Raw genomic sequence first — 19,323 nt, 5'->3', positions numbered from 1 at the left:
TAGGGGCCTCGCACGTCATCACCCTGGTCACAGAGCTGATCGGACAATGACGGCAGGGGTAGACAGTGAGCACCCAGCAGACGGACTTTGCGATCGCGGAGTGGCTCGCGCGCTCTCAGCAGGCGCCCGAGCAGGCACAGAGGGAGTGGGCGGAAACCGGCGTCGCGCTGCTTCCGCTCGGCAGCCAGTTCGATACCGTCCGCCTCCCCGAGCGCCTCGTGCACGCAGCGGTGCGCAGCACCGACCCCCACGAGGTTGCGGCGCGGCTCGCGCAGCACCTCGACGGTCCCGTGATCTATGACGGTCGGACTATGGGCGGCACCTACTACGCCCTGACCAGGCCGCGCCGCAAAGGGACTTGGCTGCACCAGGACGTGGCGCCGTGGCTGGGGACTGACACCTACCTCGGCGTGCCGCAGCTGACCCGCACGAAGCCGCCCGGCACTCACTGGGTATTGCCGCCCCGCTACGAGGGGGATCTGTGCGAGCCACTCGCCGTGGAAGCCCTCAGCCGCATCGGCCGCAGCGCCGACGAGGGGGCAGAGCCGTGCTGACGGAACCGACAGCCGAGGAGCGCCGCGAGCAGGAGACGTATCAGCGTCTCCTCGCACACCTCGACGGATGCACCCCCTGCCAGACACTGACGGACTGCGAGGAGGGCGGGAGGATCCGGCGCGCACTCCGCGCCGCCAGGGCCGTCGCCCGCGCCGCCTCGGGCGACGACGCCAACTCGGCACAGAGGAGCGGGGCATGAGGGGCCCGGTGGCCAGCCCGCCCAGGTGCAGTGTCTGCGGACACACAGTGCGCGACGGCGAGCCCTGTAAGCCGCTCACCGGGAGCCCAACCGCCGAGCTCGACGACACGGCCATTGCTCACACGCCCGCCTGCCCTTCCGGCGCCCTCGACCGGTCCCGTGCCCGCCGTGCCTCCTCGCGTTCCTCACAGGCCTTGAGGGGTCCCACGACTGCCAGTTGACGACCAACGTCGCCGTGGAGGGCACCCATCTCGTCGTCGGACCCCTCCTGGACTGCCTATGCCAGTGCCCGATCCAGGAGGAGAGCGACGCTCTGAAGGCGGCACGTGCAGAAGCCCGAGGCCTGCCGTCGCCTCGCGCTCCCCGGACGGACTGATCGCTCCCTCCCCCTTGACTCCCTCCACGCGTGTGGAGGGTGGCCCGCCCCTGGCCGAACTCCAGGGGCCGAACGAACCACTCAACAGGAGGCGCCCCATGGGCACGCTCACCAACGGCCGCACCACCACCCCCTATGAGCACCACACCGCACCCGGCCTGGACTGGCGCAAGGCCGACCGCACCGACCTGGACCCGATCGTCAAGGACTGCGTGATCCTCGCGGACGCCGGGACCGCCTCCGGGCACCCTCACCCGCGCATCCCGGACGGCACGCGCCTGATCGCGATCAGCGACGACAAAGACCCGCAGTCCCCGGTGCTGCTCATGTCCCGGGTGGCTCGTTCGGATGACACCTGTAGCGCCGCATCGCCAGGTCGAAGTCCGTCGGGTCTGGTACATGCGTTTGGCATATGCCTGCCACCCCTAGACCCCGGGTGGGCTGACTCGCGGCGAGACCCCATGGAGGGTCGCCGCGAGAAGGGTGCTCGGTTCGAGGTGTTCACGTGTCCGCCGCTACCGGCCATCCGTGGCTCTGACTCGGCCAGAAGCACGCCGCCCCACCCCGAGTACGGGGTGGGGCGGTCTAGTTTGTTCGTACGGCCCCCGCCGAGTCCTGCGACGGGGGCCGTAGCCTGCGGGATATGACGAGCACGTGTCTAGCGCGCGTGGGGAGACGCACCAGCCCTCGTCGAGGCGGCTCTACGCATGAGACCAAGCCCGTCCAGTCCCCGGACGAGTGATGGGCATCTGGTGATCGACAGGGGATGCGGACTCTTAGTGGACTCTGGCCACAAAGAGACCCCCTAGCCGATCATGGCTAGGGGGTCTGAAAACAGGCTCTCACCTGCTACTTGCTACCCGGTGGGCGCGGACGGTTTCGAACCGCCGACATCCTCCTTGTAAGGGAGGCGCTCTACCCCTGAGCTACGCGCCCGGGACGAGTGGACAGCCTACCCTGCCGCAGGCCGTGCCCCGCAAACCCGGTCCGGGGTCACCCTCATCCCGTATCCGGAGGTCGGCCGGGTCGTGCCGGGCCGCGGAGCGCGAACCGACCGGCCCGTGTATTCGTTCTTAACCGGTGGGAGAATGTGACACCGGGCAGGGCGGATGACAGTACGGGAGAGGGATAGTGACGGCGACACCTTCGCAGCCGTACACACCGGGCAGAGCGCAGCCGTACACGCCGGGCGGGACAGGGGTCGGGAGCACGGCTGTGGCGACGGGGGCAGAGGTGGAGACGGGTGCGGCGGTGACGGACGGGGTGGCGGGTCGGGCCCAGGCGGCGCGCGGCTCCGGCCGTCGGGTCCGCGGGAGCGTGCGTCGCGGCGGGCCGCTGTGGGAGCTTCTCGCCCTCGTCACCACCGTCACCCTCACCCTGCCCCTGCTCGCCGTTGCCGTCCCCGCCGCCTTCGCGGGCGGCGGCACGCGCCGGTGGTTCGGGGGCCGCGGCGAGAGCCTGCGCGCCGAGGCGCAGGCCGCGAAGGACGCCGCTGCCGCCGCCTTCTACGAACTGGACACCGCCCAGCGCGATCTGCGCATCTCCATCGAGACGATCGTCGCCGTCGACTCCTCGCCGGCCGGGCAGCGCGCCGTCTCCGACTTCGAGGCGCTCGGGCGGCGCATCGACGAGGTGAGCCGCCAGTACATCAGCGCGGTGGACGCCCACGACCTGGACCGGGACGACCTGGACTCCTCGGTCGCGGCCCGCGCGAGGACCGAGCTGACCCAGGCCAAGGACGAACTCGGCAGGGTCAAGCAGGAGCTGGAGCGGTTCCGGCAGGGGCTCGGGCCGCTGCTCGACAAGGCGGAGACGCAGCTGGTCCGGCTCGCCCCCGCGGTGGAGCGGGCCCGCCAGACCCTGCTCGCCGCGAGCAACGCCCTGGACTCCGTGCGCGCGGCGGGGCTCAAGGCCGACGACCTCGCCGCCCGCCTGGCCGCCCTCGGCCCGGAGCTGACCAAGCTGAACCAGGGCGCGGGCCGGCACGGCGTACCGGAGACGTTGCAGCGCGCCGACCGGGTGCTGCGCGATGCCGAGGCCGTGCGCGCCGAGGCCGAGCGGCTGCCCGAGCGCGCCGCCGAGATCGACCGGCGCCTGGTGTCGCTGCGCACCCGCGCGCAGGCACTCACCACCCGCAGCGGCCAGGTCGAGCCGGTCCTCAGCGAGCTGCGGCGCCGGTTCTCCGCCGCCTGCTGGCAGGACCTCCAGCACGTCCCCGACCAGGCCGCGGAGAACGTACGCCAGGCCGAGACCAAGCTGAAGGAGGCGCAGCGGGCCCGCGACGAGCAGCGCTGGGCCGATGCCACCTCGCGGCTCTCCACGGTCCGGGCGCTGCTGAACTCGACGGACGAGGCGGTCTCGGCGGCCGGCGACCGGCTCCAGCGGCTGAACGCGGTGGCGAAGGATCCGCAGCAGGAGATCGAGCGCACGCGTTTCGCGATCCGCGACGCGCAGCGCCTCGCGATGGCGGGCCGCCAGACCCCCGAGCCGCGCCACGCCCGCCCGCTGGACGACTCCGTGGCCCGCCTGGACCGCGCGGTCGCCTCCCTGGAGGGCCGCCACCCCGACTACTGGCACTTCCTGACCGAGACCGAGGCGGTCCGCACGACCGTGTCGCGCGTGGTCGCTCTGATACGGGAGGAGCGGGGGCAGGGCGCCTGAGGGAGGCCGCGGCGCCACCGGCCCCTCTCTCCTTCCCTCGCCCGCTCTCCTTCCCTCGATCTCCTTCCTCCGCCCGAGCCCCGGACCCGGGCGGCTGCATCAGCTGTGCGAATCTGGGGCGATGTGCGACTTTCCCACGGCTCTCCGGGCACGGCGCCTCGTCGCCATCGTGCGCGGCAGCGATCCGGATGCCTCTTTCCGTACGGTCATGACGCTCGTGGAGTCCGGTGTTCCGCTGGTCGAGGTCTCCCTCAGCGGCGCCGACGCCCTGGCCGTGCTCAGCCGGGCGCGGGCCGAGCTTGGTGCGGACGCCTGGCTCGGCGCAGGCACCGTCCGCACCGCCGACGACGCGCGGCGGGCGGCCGACGCGGGCGCCAACCTCATCGTCACGCCGGGGCTCGGCGCGGGCGTCGACGAGGCCGCGCGGCTGGGCCTTCCGGTGCTCGGCGGTGTCCTCACGCCGACCGAGGTCATCGCGGCCGAGGCGGCGGGGGTGACGGCGCTGAAGATCTTCCCCGCGTCGGCGATGGGCGGTCCCGCGTACCTCAAGGCGTTGCGCGCGCCCTTTCCCGGGACACCCTTCGTGCCGGTCGGCGGCGTGGACGCCGCGGCCGCCGAGGCGTATCTGGCACTCGGCGCGATCGCCGTGGGCGTCGGCTCACCGCTGATCGGCGACGCGGCGGACGGCGGCGACCTGGGTGCGCTGCGTACCAGGGCGGCGGAGTTCGTACGGGTCGCGGAGGCGGCGGGGGCGACGGGGGCGGTACGCGGATGAGTGCGGACGGCAGGGTCCTGACCCTCGGCGAGACCATGGTCGCCCTGCGCGGCACCGGTCCGCTGAAGCTGGGCGGCTCGATGGACCTGTCCGTCGCGGGCGCCGAGAGCAACGTCGCCATCGGTCTCGCCCGGCTCGGCCACGCGGTCCGCTGGGCGGGTGCGGTCGGCGACGACGAGGCGGGCGAGCTGGTCCTGCGTACGCTCCGCGCGGAGGGCGTCGACGTCTCCCACGCCACGCGTGACCCGCACGCCCCGACCGGCCTGATCCTCTTCGAGCCGCGCCTGCCCGAGGTGACCCGCGTGCACTACTACCGCGCGGGCTCGGCGGGTTCGCGGCTGAGCCCGGACGCGGTCGAGGCCGCGTTCGCCGCCGCGGCGCCGCCGCACGTCCTGCATCTGACCGGCATCACCCCGGCGCTCGGCCCTTCGGCGGCCGAGGCCTGCCGGCGCGCCCTGCGCCTCGCCCGCGAGCACGGCAGCCGGGTCTGCCTGGACGTCAACTTCCGCGCGCGGCTGTGGAGTCGGGAGGAGGCGGCGGCCGAACTGCGCGCGTGGGTCCCGTACGTCGACGTCCTCATCGCCTCCGATGACGAACTGTCCCTCTGCCTGCCGGAGTCGGCCCCCGCGGGCGCCCCGGGAGCCTTGGAGAGCCCGGCGAAGTCCCTCCTCGCGCGCGGCGTTCGTGAGGTCGTGGTCAAGCTCGGCGCGGACGGCGCCACCGTCCACACCGCCGACGGGGCCCTGCACTCCCCCGCGCGTGAGGTGCGGGCGGTCGACCCGGTGGGTGCGGGTGACGCGTTCGTCGCCGGGTACCTGTCGGCCCTGCTCGACGGCGCGGAGGTGCCGGAGCGCCTTGCCCGCGCCGTCACCACGGGGGCGTTCGCAGTGGCCTCCCACGGTGACTGGGAGGGTGCGCCCACACGGTCGGAACTTGCCCTGTTGGGGGCGGGGGCGGGGACGGTGGTGCGTTAGGGGGGAGAAGGGGCGCTGGGTTCCGGGGAGTGGTGAGGTGTGGGTGGGGTGTCGACTCTCACCTCAGCCGCAACAACCACCACCGCAGCAACCACCGCCCCCACCGCCGCCCCCGCGAGGCGCAGGCGCCGAGCCCCCCACGGCTACCGTGGACAGGAGCTTGACCGTGTCCTCGTGGCCGGCAGGGCAGGCGGCGGGGTCGGCGGACTGCGCCATCGGGCGGGTCAGTTCGAAGGTGTCGCCACAGGAGCGGCAACGGTATTCGTATCGAGGCATGAGCTCAGGCTAGCCGCCCCCAGGAACGCCCGGGCGATCTCCTCCCCGGCCGCGACCCCGCGATGAGGAAGCACCGTGAGCCCCGGCGCCGCGAACCCCGTGTCGGCCAGCTCGCCGTGGCCCGGTCGCCAGGAGCGGTCGGCCGCGAGGAGCAGGTCCGCGTCGAGGAGTGAGTCGCCCGCGGCGAGGATCTTTTCGGCGCCGGCCCGCCGCGCGACCTCCCGTACCGCCGCGCTCTTGGTGAGCGGCTTCGGCACGGCGTAGAGCTTGCGGCCCTGCAGCGAGACGGTCCAGCCGCGCGCCTCGGCCCAGGAACCGAGCTCCTTGACCCACGCGTCGGGCAGCAGCGCGCGCTCGACGACGAGGTAGGCGAAGAGGTCCTCGGCGACACGCTCCTTGAGCAGCCAGGCCGGGTCGGCGCTGCGCACCAGGTGGGCGCGGACCTCGTCGAGCGTGGCGCACTCGGCGGCGAGGCGGTCCGCGACCACCCGCTGCCAGTCGGGATCGGAGGCGCCGTCGACGAGCAGGTGCCCGCCGTTGGCGCAGATCGCGAACCGCGGTGCGGGGCCCGGGAGATGGATGCGTCCGTACTGTTCGCGGGTGCGGGTCGTGGTGGGTACGAACAGAGCGGTGCGGGTCAGTTCGCCGAGGAGTCCGGCGGCGGTCTCGGTGACGTACGACAGGGGCTTGCCCTCGTACACCTCGACACAGAGCAGGCGCGGCGCCTCGGCGTCCGGCATGGTCAGGCCGAGGGCGGCGGCGGAGTAGATGAGGGTGCGGTCGAGGTCGCTGGCGACGAGCCGGGTCACTGGGAAGCCACCGCCTTGCCGTCGGCGCCGGTCGCACCGCGCGTGTACTTGGGGTGGATCAACCCCACGCAGGTGTACGGGAGTTCGCCGACCTCCTCGACGGGCACGCCCCGCTGCTCGGCGAGCAGGCGTACGTGGTCGAGGTCGGCTCCCGCGCCCGCGCGGGCCAGGATCTTCCAGGGGACGCGGCGCAGCAGGACGCGGGTCGTCTCGCCGACACCCGGCTTGACGAGGTTCACGTCGTGGATGCCGTACTCCTCGCTGATCCGCTCGACGGCGGCCCAGCCCTCCCAGGTCGGCGCCCTGTCGGCGGCGAGCACCTCCTTGACCTGCGTGTCCACCGCGTCGGCGACCTCGTCGAAGCGGGCCGCGACCGCGTCGACGAAGTCGCGGGACACGTCGGTGCCGGCGAGCTCGCGGTAGAACTTCGCGCCGTGGAAGTCGTCGGGGCCGACCAGGTCGGCGCGGAGCACGGTGCGCGAAATGAGGCCGGAGACCGTGGAGTTGAGGCAGGCGGAGGGGATGAGGAAGTCCTCGCGGGTGCCGTAGGTGTGCACGCAGGAGCCGGGGTCGGCGAGTACGGCGATCTCCGGGCTGAAGCCCGCGGGGCCGCCGCCCGCCTCGAACTCCCTTACCGCTTCGGCCAGTTCGCGGGTGATGGCACCCTTGCCTGTCCAGCCGTCGACGAAGACGACGTCGGCGGGGTCGTGGTGGGCGGCGAGCCAGCGCAGTGCGTTGGCGTCGATGCCCCGGCCGCGCACGATCGACACGGCGTAGTGCGGCAGGTCGAGGCCGTGCCGGTGGGTGGCCCAGCGGCGCATCAGGACGCCGACAGGGGTGCCCGCGCGGGCCAGGGAGACGAGGACCGGGCGCGGTGACCGCTCGGCGAGGACGGTCTCGGTGACGGTGCCGACGGCCTGCGCGATGCGGGCGGCCGACGTGTCGAGCGCGGCGCGGAACAGCTCCTGGTAGCGCTCGCTCGGCTGGTACTCGACGGGCAGCGACTCGGCGTAGTGCGCGCCACCGCTCTGTATCGCCTCCTCCCGCTCCTCCGTGGGCGCTTCGAGCGTCACGTCCGAGAGGTCCTGGAGCAGCCAGCCGACGTCTTCGGGCGCGTACGAGGAGAAGGCGGGGCCGCGGAGGGGCTCGGGGAGCATGGAGGGCCTTTCGGGGACGTACGGAGGGACGTCCGCGGGGACGTACGAGGGGATGACGGCCAGCAGGACGTGTCCGGTGTGCGTGAAGAGCTGCGCCAACAGGCCGTCGACGGCGTGCAGTTGCGGAGTGTCCGCGACCGAGTCCACGACGGCGACGACCGCGTCGAATCCGCCGCCCGCGACGTTGTAGGCGTACCGCGTCCCTGGGCCGTCGGCGGGTTCGTCGTGGGCGGGGAAGGCGAGGCGGGTGCGGATCGCGTAGCCGGGGTCGTCGACGGCGAGCACGGGTGAGCGGGTCGTGGTGGAGAACCGCACCTCGGCGCCGGTCCCGCGCTCCAGCTCCACGCCGAGTGCGAGCGGCGCGTACATCAGCTCCTCGAAGCCGAGGACGAGCACCCGGCGCACGCCGTCCGGCAGCGCCTTCGCGATCTCGGCCGCCATGCCGGGCAGCGCCGCCTCCAGGGCGGTCCTGTGCGCGGGCGTGAAGCCGTGCCGCCCGCCGTCGGGCACACCGGCGGGCCAGCCGAGGTCGACGCGGGTGACGTGCGTGACGGAGCCGCCGCGCTCGCCGCGTGGACTCGGGACGGCGGCCGTCCCCGCCGCCTCGCGGGCGGCGCTCGCCTCGTGCTCGGCGACCAGCGCCTGCCCCTTCGCGAGGACGCCGTCGGGCAGCCGCACCGTCCCGGACGCCGTCGCGACGAGGTCGACGCGGGCGCCGATCTCGCGGGCGAAGTCGGTGAGGCGCCCGCGGTCCTCCGGTGAGCGCATGTCGACCAGCGCCACGATCACGTACCGCTCGCGCGGGAAGCGCTCGTGCAGGGCGCGGACGGTGTTCAGGACGGTGTTGCCGGTGGAGAACTCGTCGTCGACGAGGACCAGCGGGCCGTCCCCCGCGAGCAGCCGCGGGTCCTCGGGCAGCAGCAGGTGCGAGGTGGCGTGCGAGTGGGACTCCTCGAAGCCGCCCGCGCGCTCGACACCCTGGACGGGGCGTCGGGTGGAGTGCAGGTAGGGGGCGAGGGCGACGCCGTCGGCGACCGCGTGACCGAGGCCCGTCGCGGTCTCCGCGTAGCCGAGGACGACGGCGCGCCGGGCCTCGTCGTCGCCGAGCAGGTCCCGCACCCGTACGCCGAGGTCGTGCCCGGCCGCGTACACGACCGAGGGGCGCTGCGGCACGTGCTTGCCGAGGACGTTCGACACCAGGAGGTGCGCCCGCTTGGGGTTGCGGCGCAGCGCGAGGCCGAGCATGCCGCGCAGCGCCTCGTCGCCGTCGAGCCCGACACCGAGCCGCTCGGCGACCCAGCTCCCCGGCCATACGGACGTCCCCGATATTTCCGGTGTCGCGTCTTCAGTCACGTACGTCATGCTCCTTGCGTTCGTTCTTGAGGTTCAGAGCCTGTGCCATCAGCCGGGCAGCCCGGCGGTGAGCAGCTCCACGAAGCCGATGTCCGCCTTGGCGACGCCGAAGACCTCGGCGCGCCGCAGGGTCCGCTCGGCCCAGGCGCGGTGCGGCTTCACCTCGTTCATCTTGTTCGTGTACGAGGAGCGCAGGACCCCGCCGCCGCCGCGCTCCGGGCGCAGGATGTCCTCGGCGTCGCTGAACTCCTCGTGGCTGACCACGGAGAGGGCGTGCACGGGCAGGACGTGGGAGGGGTGGATGCAGGTCTTGCCGAGCAGGCCGTTGGCGCGGTCGAGCTCGATCTCGCGGAGCAGCCCGTCCATGTCGTGCTCGATGAGGGCCTGGCGCAGCTCGTCGGCCCGGACCTGCAGGAAGGGGCTGCGGCGCAGCTGCGGTTTGAACATCCGCTCCTGGACGCGGAAGTACTCCCAGACGGGTCCGGTCACGGTGAAGCCGGTGCCGTCGGCCCTGCCGAGGACGTTCACCACGTCGGCGATGACGGAGGCGACGATCTGCACGTCGTAGGCGGTCATGTCCGGTGGCCTGCGCAGCCCGTACGCCGAGCAGAAGTCGGTGACGCCGAGGCGCAGCGCGAGGACCCGCTCGCGGTACTTGTCGACGGTGCGGGCGATGCCCGCGATGGTGTCGGCGCGGCTCTCCAGGTGCAGCAGCTCAGGCGACTCCAGGACGGGCATGGCGAAGAGCGGGCGGCCCGGTCCTGAGGGGCCGTCGGGCAGCTGCGCCTCGGCGGCCACCAGCGCCTCAAGGAACGGAACGCCCCGTTCCTCGGTGAATTTGGGCAGTACGAATCCGGAGAGCAGCCGCACGCTCGCGCCGAGCCTGCGGACCAGGTCGGGTATCTGCTCGGCGGCGCGCACCCGGATGAAGAGCAGGGGCGGCTCCACGTCCCGCCTGGCGAGGTCGGCGAAGTGCCTGACCAGGTTCTCCTCGGCGTCGGCGACCTCGGCGTCGTCGATGGAGTCCTCCAGGCAGAGCACCATGGAGGTCACGCCGCGCCCGGCCTGCTTCAGGACGTCGTCCGCGAGGCGGGGGCGGGTGGCCGGGCTGTAGAGCGTGGCACCCAGGGCGGAGGCGAGCAGCTGCGGCGGGGAGTCCGCGGTGAAGGCACACGGCTCCCGGTGGAAGAGGCGCTGCCGCACCTCAGGGGCGAGGTGCCCGAAATGACGCATGTGTCTCCTTGCGCTCGCCTGTGTCGTCGACGTGGACCGTTTGGATGTGGCCGGTAATAGTACGTAGGGAGGGGTGCCGGGGGTTCCCTCCGGGCATGAACTTCCGGTAACCCGGCCATGTCGCACACGCTCACCACACAACCGTCGCACGCTCGTACCACCCGCAGGTCAGGAGCCTGATGACACGGTCGGGACGCTGGGCCCCCCGCGTTGTCCGACCCGTGCGGGGGAAGGCAGGATGACCGCATGACGCACGCCATGTTGAAGGGGTCGAACGTCCCTCTCGAAGCCTCGGCCGTCCGCGCCGTGCTCCGCTGGACCCCCGGGCAGGGCGTCCCCGACGTCGACGCGTCGGCGCTGCTGCTCGGCGGCGACGGCCGGGTCCGCTCGGACGAGGACTTCGTCTTCTACAACCAGCCGCGCCATCCCGCGGGCAAGGTCTGGCGGCTCGGCAAGAAGCGGGTCGCCGAGGGGCTCACCGACACCATTCAGACGGATCTGGCGGGCATGGACCCGGCGGTGGACCGGGTGCTGCTCGCCGCGTCGGCGGAGGGCGTCCCGTTCGAACACGTCCCCGCGCTGCGGATCCTGCTGTACGACGCGGCCGTCGCCGAGAGCGAGCCGCTCGCCTACTTCGACATCACTCCGCAGACCGGCGAGGAGACCGCGCTGATCTGCGGTGAGCTCTACCGCCGCGGCGAGGGGTGGAAGTTCCGCGCGCTCGGCGAGGGCTACTCCAACGGCCTCGAGGGGCTCGCCTCCGACTTCGGCATCTCCGTCGACGACTCGGATTCCGCCGCTCCGGAGCCCTCGCCGTCGGCCTCCTTCCCGCTGCCGCCCCAGCAGCCGGTGCCGCAGCAGCCCGCGGCCCGGCCCTCCGCGGCCCAGCACGCCCCGCAGCCGGCCCCGCAGCCCGCGTACGGCTACCCGCCCGCGCCGCCCCGGTACCCGGCCCCCCAGCCCGCCTACGGCTACCCTCCGGCGGCGCCCACCCAACCCACGCCCATCGCGCAGCCGGCGCCTGTCGCCCAGCCGTCGTACGGCTATCCGCAGCCGGTGACCCCGATGCCGGACCCGAACTTCCGGCTGCCCCCGCAGGGACCGCAGTTCCTGCCCCGCTGAGAGCGGGGCGCTGAGGCGGGGCAGGGCGTTCGGGGCGGGGTGCTCAGCCCACCTTGGACTTGTAGCCGCGGCCCCACTGCAGGCCCCAGCCGTAGAGCCGGTCGAGCTCGGCCTGGAATCCGTAGACGAACTTCACCTCTCGGCGCACGATCAGCTCGTCCTTGACGTTCTCGACGGTGAACACCGCGCAGGAGCGGGCCTGCGGCTGGCGCTCGTCCAGGTCGATCTCGATCCGCGGCCCGTTGCTGGGGTAGAGCGTGACCTTCGCGTGCGTACGGTCAAAGGCCGGTGTCTGGTCGTAGATGTAGGCGAAGACCAGGAGCCGCTTGATGGACTCGCGGTGGTCCAGGTTGATGTAGATCGTCTCCCCGGACGGCGAGCCGAACCGGTCGTCGCCGCTGAGCTTCACGAACGGCGGGGCGTTGAGGCTCCCGAAGAAGCTGCCGAGCGGCTGGACGACCCCCTTGGTGCCGTCCGTCAGCTCGTACAGGCAGCCGATGTCCAGGTCGACGTTGACCACGCCCTGCGTGTGCGCCTGCACCACGTCGGGCTGGAACAGCTTCAGCGGGTGCCGCAGCAGGCCGCCGCTGCGGGCCGGCTTGCCGATGATGTCGGACGTGCGCATCTGCCAGGAGAGGTTGACGCGCAGATTGCCCGTGGCCGCGCCCTGCTTGGAGAGCGAGACCGTCGGGTGCCGTTTGGTCAGTTCGATGGAGTTGGTGGCGGCGCTGCCCGATTCGAAGTCCATCGAACGCCCACGCCACAGACCGTCCCAGAAGGACATTCCGCCCCCAAGTGCTGCTCTTGTACCGCGTACGCACACCGGTGGTCCCGGCTACGGCGGCCGGTGGTGCCGGCCGCGAATACCGACGGGGCGGCCATGAGGACTACTCCTCGACGGCCGCCCCGCACAGAGCGTTCCTCACCCCGGCCGCCGTCACACTCCGGGGACCGGAATCGGACAGCTCGGCGAGGGAATCAGTCAGCCTCAGACCCCGGACGAGACCTCGGTCTTCTCACCCGAACCCTGCCCCTCGGCCGCCGCGAGGCGCTTGTTGCGGAGGATCGAGGAGACGAAGGACCAGGCGATGAGGATGACGCCGACGGAGCCGGTGATGACCTCGTGGATCTCGTACTGGATGGTGACCAGGAGGATCACGGCGAGGGCGCCGATCGCGTAGTGCGCGCCGTGCTCCAGGTAGACGTAGTCGTCGAGAGTGCCCTGGCGCACCAGGTAGACGGTGAGGGACCGGACGTACATGGCGCCGATGCCGAGGCCGAGCGCCATCAGGACGATGTCGTTCGTGATCGCGAAGGCGCCGATCACGCCGTCGAAGGAGAACGACGCGTCAAGGACCTCGAGGTAGAGGAACATGAAGAACGCGGCCTTGCCGGCCATGACGACGGCGGGAACCTTTTTCCCGGACCGCTTGGCCTCTTCCTCCTCCTCGTGCTCGCGCTCCTCGCTCTCCTCCAGCTTGTTCTCGAAGTAGCCGGAGAGTCCGCCGACCACGAGGTAGGTGATCAGACCGGCGATACCGGCGATGAGGACCGTCTGCGCCTTGTCCACGTGATTGCCGCCGTGCTGGTGGGCGTGGGTGGCGAAGGTCATCGCGGAGACCAGGAGCACGATGAGCGCGATGCAGACCGACAGCATGTCGACCTTGCCGAGCTTGGCGAGCGGGCGCTCGAGCCAGCCCAGCCACTTGATGTCCCGGTCCTCGAAGATGAAGTCGAGGAAGATCATCAGCAGGAACATGCCACCGAAGGCGGCGATCGACGGGTGGGCGTCGGTCACCAGCTGCTGGTAGTGGTCCTTCTCGTTGAAGGCGAGGCGGACGGCCTCGATCGGACCGATCTTGGCGCTGATGGCGACGATCACGACGGGGAAGACGAGCCGCATGCCGAAGACGGCGATCAGCACGCCGACGGTGAGGAAGATCTTCTGCCAGAAGGCATTCATCTTCTTCAGGATTCCGGCGTTGACCACCGCGTTGTCGAAGGACACCGAGATCTCGAGGATGGACAGGATCGCCACGATGCCGAAGCCTGTCCACCCCCCGTAGAGCACCGCGGCCACCAGGCCGAGCGCGGTGACCGCGAACGACCAGCCGAAGGTTTTCAGAAGCACTGGCTACCCAATCGTGTATGTACGGGCTCCCGATTAGCGGTCTCCCCCGCGCCGGTCCCCGGCTTTACGAAACGTTGACCCCGAAGTCTAGAGCGATGCCGCGCAGGCCTGACGCATACCCCTGTCCGACCGCACGGAACTTCCACTCGCCGCCGTACCTGTAGACCTCGCCGAAGATCATCGCGGTCTCCGACGAGGCGTCCTCGCTGAGGTCGTAGCGGGCGAGTTCCTGGCCGTCCGCCTGGTTCACGACGCGGATGAACGCGTTGCTGACCTGGCCGAACGTCTGGCCCCGGTTGTCCGCCTCGTGGATCGAGACGGGAAAGACGATCTTGTCGCAGCCGGCGGGCACCTTGGAGAGGTCGATCAGGACCGACTCGTCGTCGCCGTCGCCCTCACCCGTGAGGTTGTCACCGGTGTGCTCGACGGAGCCGTCGGGGCTCTTGAGGTTGTTGTAGAAGATGAACCACTCGTCGCCGAGGACCCGGCCCGCGTTGCACAGCAGTGCGCTGGCGTCGAGGTCGAAGGGGGCGCCGGTGGTGGAGCGCGCGTCCCAGCCGAGGCCTACGAGGACCTGGGTGAGATTGGGTGCGGCCTTGGAGAGGGAGACGTTGCCTCCCTTGGCGAGTGTGACGCCCATGGTGATGATCCTCCCCGAGGTGACGAGAGCTGACGCTTCCGCGGTGGCGGAGGCGCGGGTCCCCGTGGTGGTGGGGACATGAGGCGTGGTGGGGACGTGGGGCGCTGAGCGCGTCCGGCGCCGCACTCGTGTGGGTGCGGCGCCGGACGACGGAGCGCGGGGTGCGGCTCGGCTCAGACGTTGACGCCGAAGTCCTGCGCGATGCCGCGCAGGCCCGAGGCGTAGCCCTGGCCGACCGCGCGGAACTTCCACTCGGCGCCGTGGCGGTACAGCTCGCCGAAGACCATGGCGGTCTCCGTCGAGGCGTCCTCGGAGAGGTCGTACCGGGCGATCTCGGCGCCGCCCGCCTGGTTCACGACGCGGATGAACGCGTTGCGGACCTGGCCGAACGACTGCTGGCGGTTCTCGGCGTCGTAGATGGAGACCGGGAAGACGATCTTCTCCACGTCGGCGGGGACCGCGGCCAGGTCGACCTTGATCGCCTCGTCGTCGCCCTCGCCCTCACCGGTGGTGTTGTCACCGGTGTGCTCGACGGAGCCGTCGGGGCTCTTCAGGTTGTTGAAGAACACGAAGTTGCTGTCATTGCTGACCTTGCCCTCCGCGTTCGTCAGGATCGCGCTGGCGTCGAGGTCGAAGTCCGTACCTGTGGTGGTGCGGACGTCCCATCCGAGGCCGACCAGGACTGCGGTCAGGCCCGGCGCCTCCTTGCTCAGCGATACGTTGCCGCCCTTGCTGAGGCTGACTCCCACGAGTCCTCCCAATTGGTGTCCAGGGGCGGGGAGCCCCAAGCGTTGCGTTGCCATCGGATCAACGTGTGGATCCTAGTGACCGGTTCCCGCCCGCGAGGTGAATCGGGCGCGCGTCAGAGCGTTTCGAGCGCCTCGACGTACTCGTTCAGGTCGCGGGCGTCCGGCAGGCCGTTGACGACGCTCCAGCGCACCACGCCCTCCTTGTCGATGATGAAGGTGCCGCGCACCGCGCAGCCCTTCTCCTCGTCGAAGACGCCGTACGCGCGGCTGACCTCGCCGTGCGGCCAGAAGTCGGAGACCAGCGGGTACTCCAGGCCCTCCTGCTCGGCGAAGACGCGCAGCGTGTGGATGGAGTCGTTGGAGACGGCGAGCAGCTGGGTGTCATCGTTGACGAACTTCGGCAGCTCGTCGCGGAGCGCGCAGAGCTCGCCGGTGCACACGCCGGTGAACGCGAACGGATAGAACAGCAGCACCACGTTCTTCTCGCCGCGGAAGTCGGAGAGCCGCACGGTCCGGCCGTGGTTGTCCTTCAGCTCGAATTCCGGGGCCTTGGTGCCGGTCGCGATTCCAGCGAGCGCCATGAGTACACATCCCTTCGACGGGGCCCCTTCGGGCGGGGCTGTTCGGGTGATGTCCACCCTACGTCCGGCGATCTACGCCGTACGCGTGCGTGAGGCCCCCGCCGACGGATGTGTCGGCGGGGGCCTCACGGTGGTTCTCCGGCTCTTGCCGCTGGGGCCGTGCGGGCCCGGCGCTTCTCTTGTGGCCGCGGAGGCCTAGCGCTTCTTGGCGGCCGCCTTGGGCGTGACCAGGCGGGTGCCGCTCCAGTCCTTGCCGGCGTTGATGCTCTTGGTCTGGGACAGGCCCGCGGTGGTGGCCGCCTCGCCGATCTCGCTCGGCTCGACGTAACCGTCACGACCGGTCTTCGGAGTCAGCAGCAGGATCTGGCCGCCCTCCTCCATGTACGCGATGGCATCCACCAACGCATCAGTCAGGTCACCGTCGTCATCACGGAACCAGAGCACCACGGCGTCAGCCACGTCGTCGTAGTCCTCGTCGACGAGCTCTGTGCCAGTGGCCTCCTCGATGGCCTCGCGGAGCTCCTGGTCGACGTCGTCGTCGTAGCCGATCTCCTGGACCACCTGGTCGGGCTGGAAACCAAGCCTTACGGCAAGGTTCGTCTCCGCGTGGTCCGCGGTCGCGCTCACGGATTGCCTCCTGATCATGTTTTTGGGAATGCCTGTCAGCCACGCGCGTGCGCGGGGCGTTGGCCGTAGTCCACACGGGCGGGACCGATCGCGCAAGTACCCGGCCGCCGAGACCGCCGAAACGGTGACGTTCCCGACCGTGTCGCCGCAACTGTCGCCACATCCGTGCGAGGCCGAACGGCTCTGCGAAGCGGTTAGACAGGATGGGCGTATCGTTGCGATTTGGGCCGAGCCTACCCCAGGGACGGCGGATGAACGTCTCGGTTACCTCTCGGTAGACATGACGAACGTGTGCACGCGGTACACGATGGGGAGCGGTGCACGGCCAGGCAAACCCAGGCGAGAGCCCCGACAGCGAAGGAACAGCGTGGCTTCCGGATCCGATCGCAACCCGATCATCATTGGCGGCCTGCCGAGTCAGGTCCCGGACTTCGATCCCGAAGAGACCCAGGAGTGGCTCGACTCCCTTGACGCCGCGGTCGATGAACGCGGACGCGAGCGGGCCCGTTACCTGATGCTCCGACTGATCGAACGCGCGCGCGAGAAGCGCGTCGCCGTGCCCGAGATGCGCAGTACGGACTACGTCAACACCATCGCCACCAAGGACGAGCCGTTCTTCCCCGGCAACGAGGAGATCGAACGCAAGGTCCTGAACGCCACCCGCTGGAACGCCGCGGTGATGGTCTCCCGCGCCCAGCGCCCCGGGATCGGCGTCGGCGGCCACATCGCCACCTTCGCCTCCTCCGCCTCGCTCTACGACGTGGGCTTCAACCACTTCTTCCGCGGCAAGGACGAGGGCGACGGCGGCGACCAGATCTTCTTCCAGGGGCACGCCTCCCCCGGCATCTACGCCCGCGCCTTCCTCCTCGACCGGCTCTCCGAGCCGCAGCTCGACGCGTTCCGGCAGGAGAAGTCCAAGGCACCCAACGGGCTCTCGTCCTACCCCCACCCGCGCCTGATGCCGGACTTCTGGGAGTTCCCGACGGTCTCCATGGGCCTCGGCCCGCTCGGCGCGATCTTCCAGGCGCGGATGAACCGCTACATGGAGGCGCGGTCCATCGCCGACACCTCCAAGTCGCACGTCTGGGCGTTCCTCGGCGACGGCGAGATGGACGAGCCCGAGTCGCTCGGCCAGCTCTCCATCGCCGCCCGCGAGGGCCTGGACAACCTCACCTTCGTCGTCAACTGCAACCTGCAGCGCCTGGACGGCCCGGTGCGCGGCAACGGCAAGATCATCCAGGAGCTGGAGTCGCAGTTCCGCGGCGCCGGATGGAACGTCATCAAGCTGGTCTGGGACCGCAGCTGGGACCCGCTGCTCGCCCAGGACCGCGACGGCATCCTGGTCAACAAGCTGAACACGACGCCCGACGGCCAGTTCCAGACGTACGCCACCGAGACCGGCGCCTACATCCGCGACCACTTCTTCGGCGAGGACCAGCGGCTGCGCGCCATGGTCGAGAACATGACCGACGACCAGATTTTGCACCTGGGCCGCGGCGGTCACGACCACAAGAAGATCTTCGCGGCGTTCTCGGCGGCCAAGGCCCACAAGGGCCAGCCGACGGTGATCCTCGCCCAGACGGTCAAGGGCTGGACGCTCGGCCCGAACTTCGAGGGCCGCAACGCCACGCACCAGATGAAGAAGCTGACGGTCGACGACCTCAAGGGCTTCCGCGACCGGCTGCACATCCCGATCACGGACAAGCAGCTCGAGGAGGGCGCCCCGCCGTACTACCACCCGGGCCGCGACTCCGAAGAGATCCAGTACATGCACGACCGCCGCAGGAGCCTGGGCGGCTATGTCCCGACCCGTGTGGTGCGCGCCAAGCCGCTGCCGCTGCCCGAGGACAAGGCGTACGCGGCCGCGAAGAAGGGTTCGGGGCAGCAGTCGATCGCCACCACCATGGCGTTCGTCCGCATCCTGAAGGACCTCATGCGGGACAAGGAGATCGGCAAGCGCTTCGTGCTGATCGCCCCCGACGAGTACCGCACCTTCGGCATGGACGCGTTCTTCCCGAGCGCGAAGATCTACAACCCGCTCGGCCAGCAGTACGAGTCCGTGGACCGCGAACTCCTCCTCGCCTACAAGGAGTCGCCGACGGGCCAGATGCTGCACGACGGCATCTCCGAGGCGGGCTGCACGGCGTCCCTCATCGCCGCCGGTTCGGCCTACGCCACCCACGGCGAGCCGCTGATCCCGGTCTACGTCTTCTACTCGATGTTCGGTTTCCAGCGCACCGGCGACCAGTTCTGGCAGATGGCCGACCAGCTCGCCCGCGGCTTCGTCCTCGGCGCGACCGCCGGCCGCACGACGCTGACCGGCGAGGGCCTGCAGCACGCGGACGGCCACTCGCAGCTGCTCGCGTCGACGAACCCGGCCTGTGTCGCCTACGACCCGGCGTACGGGTACGAGATCGCACACATCGTCAGGGACGGTCTGCGCCGGATGTACGGCCCCGACAGTGAGGACGTCTTCTACTACCTCACCGTCTACAACGAGCCGATCCAGCACCCGGCCGAGCCCGCCGACGCCGACGTCGAGGGCATCCTCAAGGGCATCCACCGCGTCAAGCCCGGTACGCAGGGCGCCATCCCGGCCCAGATCCTCGCCTCCGGCGTCGCGGTGCCGTGGGCGGTCGAGGCGCAGCAGATCCTCGCCGCGGAGTGGAACGTCAAGGCGGACGTCTGGTCGGCGACCTCCTGGAACGAGCTGCGCCGCGAGGCGGTCGAGGTGGAGCGCCACAACCTCCTGCACCCCGAGGAGGAGCAGCGCGTCCCGTACGTCACGCGGAAGCTGTCCGGCGCCGAGGGCCCGTTCGTGGCCGTCTCCGACTGGATGCGGAGCGTCCCCGACCAGATCTCCCGCTGGGTGCCCGGCACGTACCAGTCGCTGGGCGCGGACGGCTTCGGTTTCGCCGACACGCGCGGCGCGGCCCGTCGCTTCTTCCACATCGACGCGCAGTCGATCGTGGTCGGCGTGCTGACCGAGCTGGCGCGTGAGGGCAAGGTCGACCGCTCCGTCCTGAAGCAGGCGATCGACCGCTACCAGCTCCTCGACGTCACGGCTGCCGACCCGGGTGCGGCCGGCGGCGACGCGTAGCTCGA

General features: G+C 70.9%; 17 protein-coding genes and 1 tRNA gene. 7 read left to right on the top strand and 11 right to left on the bottom strand.

Annotation, left to right across the window (positions count from 1 at the left end; all coding sequences use genetic code 11):
• Positions 1–65: 65 nt before the first annotated feature.
• Both AC07DI_RS20405 and AC07DI_RS20400 read left to right on the top strand, forming a co-directional pair.
• Entirely contained in the window at positions 66–554 is a 489-nt protein-coding gene (locus tag AC07DI_RS20405) for a hypothetical protein (protein WP_478905491.1), read from the top strand.
• Positions 548–754 carry a hypothetical protein gene (locus tag AC07DI_RS20400; protein WP_384259623.1) on the top strand — a complete coding sequence of 69 codons (207 nt, stop codon included), beginning with the start codon at positions 548–550 and terminating at the stop codon, positions 752–754. Before AC07DI_RS20405 ends, AC07DI_RS20400 begins: the two co-directional genes overlap by 7 nt.
• A gap of 1,240 nt (positions 755–1,994) precedes the next feature.
• Here the strand turns inward: AC07DI_RS20400 and AC07DI_RS20395 are convergent.
• Positions 1,995–2,066 (bottom strand) — tRNA-Val (locus AC07DI_RS20395).
• A gap of 195 nt (positions 2,067–2,261) precedes the next feature.
• Between AC07DI_RS20395 and AC07DI_RS20390 the strand changes: the two genes are divergently transcribed.
• The 3 genes from AC07DI_RS20390 to AC07DI_RS20380 all read left to right on the top strand — a co-directional run bounded on the left by AC07DI_RS20390 (position 2,262) and on the right by AC07DI_RS20380 (position 5,540).
• Positions 2,262–3,791, top strand: a complete 1,530-nt coding sequence (locus tag AC07DI_RS20390) for a hypothetical protein (protein WP_478905490.1) — start codon at positions 2,262–2,264, stop codon at positions 3,789–3,791.
• Positions 3,792–3,912: 121 nt separating this feature from the next.
• Positions 3,913–4,566 (top strand): bifunctional 4-hydroxy-2-oxoglutarate aldolase/2-dehydro-3-deoxy-phosphogluconate aldolase, encoded by a 654-nt coding sequence (locus AC07DI_RS20385; protein ID WP_478905488.1) that lies wholly within the window; start codon positions 3,913–3,915, stop codon positions 4,564–4,566.
• Complete coding sequence (locus tag AC07DI_RS20380) at positions 4,563–5,540, top strand: sugar kinase (RefSeq protein WP_478905487.1); 978 nt, start codon at positions 4,563–4,565, stop codon at positions 5,538–5,540. Before AC07DI_RS20385 ends, AC07DI_RS20380 begins: the two co-directional genes overlap by 4 nt.
• Before the next feature lie 63 nt (positions 5,541–5,603).
• On the opposite strand, the gene AC07DI_RS20375 is transcribed toward AC07DI_RS20380, so the two are convergent.
• The 4 genes from AC07DI_RS20375 to AC07DI_RS20360 are packed head-to-tail and all read right to left on the bottom strand — an operon-like array spanning position 5,604 to position 10,368.
• The gene (locus AC07DI_RS20375; RefSeq protein ID WP_384259632.1) at positions 5,604–5,816 is read right to left on the bottom strand and encodes an FmdB family zinc ribbon protein; all 213 of its coding nucleotides are present in this window, start codon (positions 5,814–5,816) and stop codon (positions 5,604–5,606) included.
• Complete coding sequence (locus AC07DI_RS20370) at positions 5,765–6,625, bottom strand: HAD family hydrolase (protein ID WP_478905486.1); 861 nt, start codon at positions 6,623–6,625, stop codon at positions 5,765–5,767. Before AC07DI_RS20370 ends, AC07DI_RS20375 begins: the two co-directional genes overlap by 52 nt.
• The gene (locus tag AC07DI_RS20365) at positions 6,622–9,144 is read right to left on the bottom strand and encodes a phosphoribosyltransferase (protein WP_478905484.1); all 2,523 of its coding nucleotides are present in this window, start codon (positions 9,142–9,144) and stop codon (positions 6,622–6,624) included. The genes AC07DI_RS20370 and AC07DI_RS20365 overlap by 4 nt, the downstream gene beginning before the upstream one ends.
• A 39-nt stretch (positions 9,145–9,183) precedes the next feature.
• The gene (locus AC07DI_RS20360) at positions 9,184–10,368 is read right to left on the bottom strand and encodes an HpcH/HpaI aldolase/citrate lyase family protein (RefSeq protein WP_384259640.1); all 1,185 of its coding nucleotides are present in this window, start codon (positions 10,366–10,368) and stop codon (positions 9,184–9,186) included.
• Between the two features lie 246 nt (positions 10,369–10,614).
• Between AC07DI_RS20360 and AC07DI_RS20355 the strand changes: the two genes are divergently transcribed.
• Positions 10,615–11,490: a TerD family protein gene (locus tag AC07DI_RS20355; protein ID WP_478905482.1), complete on the top strand. Its 876-nt coding sequence runs from the start codon at positions 10,615–10,617 to the stop codon at positions 11,488–11,490.
• Positions 11,491–11,533: 43 nt separating this feature from the next.
• On the opposite strand, the gene AC07DI_RS20350 is transcribed toward AC07DI_RS20355, so the two are convergent.
• From AC07DI_RS20350 to AC07DI_RS20325, 6 genes are all read right to left on the bottom strand, one after another.
• Positions 11,534–12,274: a TerD family protein gene (locus tag AC07DI_RS20350; RefSeq protein WP_478905481.1), complete on the bottom strand. Its 741-nt coding sequence runs from the start codon at positions 12,272–12,274 to the stop codon at positions 11,534–11,536.
• Between the two features lie 204 nt (positions 12,275–12,478).
• A complete protein-coding gene (locus AC07DI_RS20345) occupies positions 12,479–13,621 on the bottom strand; it encodes a DUF475 domain-containing protein (protein WP_384259647.1) in 1,143 nt (380 codons plus the stop codon).
• Positions 13,622–13,685: 64 nt separating this feature from the next.
• On the bottom strand, positions 13,686–14,261 hold the full coding sequence (locus AC07DI_RS20340) for a TerD family protein (RefSeq protein WP_384259650.1): 576 nt from the start codon (positions 14,259–14,261) through the stop codon (positions 13,686–13,688).
• Between the two features lie 173 nt (positions 14,262–14,434).
• Positions 14,435–15,010 carry a TerD family protein gene (locus AC07DI_RS20335; protein WP_384259652.1) on the bottom strand — a complete coding sequence of 192 codons (576 nt, stop codon included), beginning with the start codon at positions 15,008–15,010 and terminating at the stop codon, positions 14,435–14,437.
• Between the two features lie 113 nt (positions 15,011–15,123).
• Positions 15,124–15,591 (bottom strand): peroxiredoxin, encoded by a 468-nt coding sequence (locus tag AC07DI_RS20330; protein WP_384259655.1) that lies wholly within the window; start codon positions 15,589–15,591, stop codon positions 15,124–15,126.
• Positions 15,592–15,786: 195 nt separating this feature from the next.
• Positions 15,787–16,218: a DUF3052 domain-containing protein gene (locus tag AC07DI_RS20325; protein ID WP_384259657.1), complete on the bottom strand. Its 432-nt coding sequence runs from the start codon at positions 16,216–16,218 to the stop codon at positions 15,787–15,789.
• Positions 16,219–16,585: 367 nt separating this feature from the next.
• Here AC07DI_RS20325 and aceE point away from each other — a divergent pair, with 367 nt between their 5' ends.
• A complete protein-coding gene (gene aceE / locus AC07DI_RS20320) occupies positions 16,586–19,318 on the top strand; it encodes a pyruvate dehydrogenase (acetyl-transferring), homodimeric type (protein WP_478905480.1) in 2,733 nt (910 codons plus the stop codon).
• Positions 19,319–19,323 lie beyond the last annotated feature (5 nt).

The sequence above is a fragment of the Streptomyces sp. NPDC044106 genome, from assembly GCF_056433985.1.
This window is presented reverse-complemented; position numbering and strand designations above follow the sequence as displayed.

Bases quoted from the DNA above. Each gene is read 5' to 3' on its own strand.
- AC07DI_RS20385 (WP_478905488.1), top strand. From the start codon at position 3,913: ATGTGCGACTTTCCCACGGCTCTCCGGGCACGGCGCCTCGTCGCCATC.
- AC07DI_RS20330 (WP_384259655.1), bottom strand. From the start codon at position 15,591: ATGGCGCTCGCTGGAATCGCGACCGGCACCAAGGCCCCGGAATTCGAG.
- AC07DI_RS20365 (WP_478905484.1), bottom strand. From the start codon at position 9,144: ATGACGTACGTGACTGAAGACGCGACACCGGAAATATCGGGGACGTCC.
- AC07DI_RS20350 (WP_478905481.1), bottom strand. From the start codon at position 12,274: ATGTCCTTCTGGGACGGTCTGTGGCGTGGGCGTTCGATGGACTTCGAA.
- AC07DI_RS20360 (WP_384259640.1), bottom strand. From the start codon at position 10,368: ATGCGTCATTTCGGGCACCTCGCCCCTGAGGTGCGGCAGCGCCTCTTC.
- AC07DI_RS20375 (WP_384259632.1), bottom strand. From the start codon at position 5,816: ATGCCTCGATACGAATACCGTTGCCGCTCCTGTGGCGACACCTTCGAA.
- AC07DI_RS20380 (WP_478905487.1), top strand. From the start codon at position 4,563: ATGAGTGCGGACGGCAGGGTCCTGACCCTCGGCGAGACCATGGTCGCC.
- AC07DI_RS20355 (WP_478905482.1), top strand. From the start codon at position 10,615: ATGACGCACGCCATGTTGAAGGGGTCGAACGTCCCTCTCGAAGCCTCG.
- AC07DI_RS20340 (WP_384259650.1), bottom strand. From the start codon at position 14,261: ATGGGCGTCACACTCGCCAAGGGAGGCAACGTCTCCCTCTCCAAGGCC.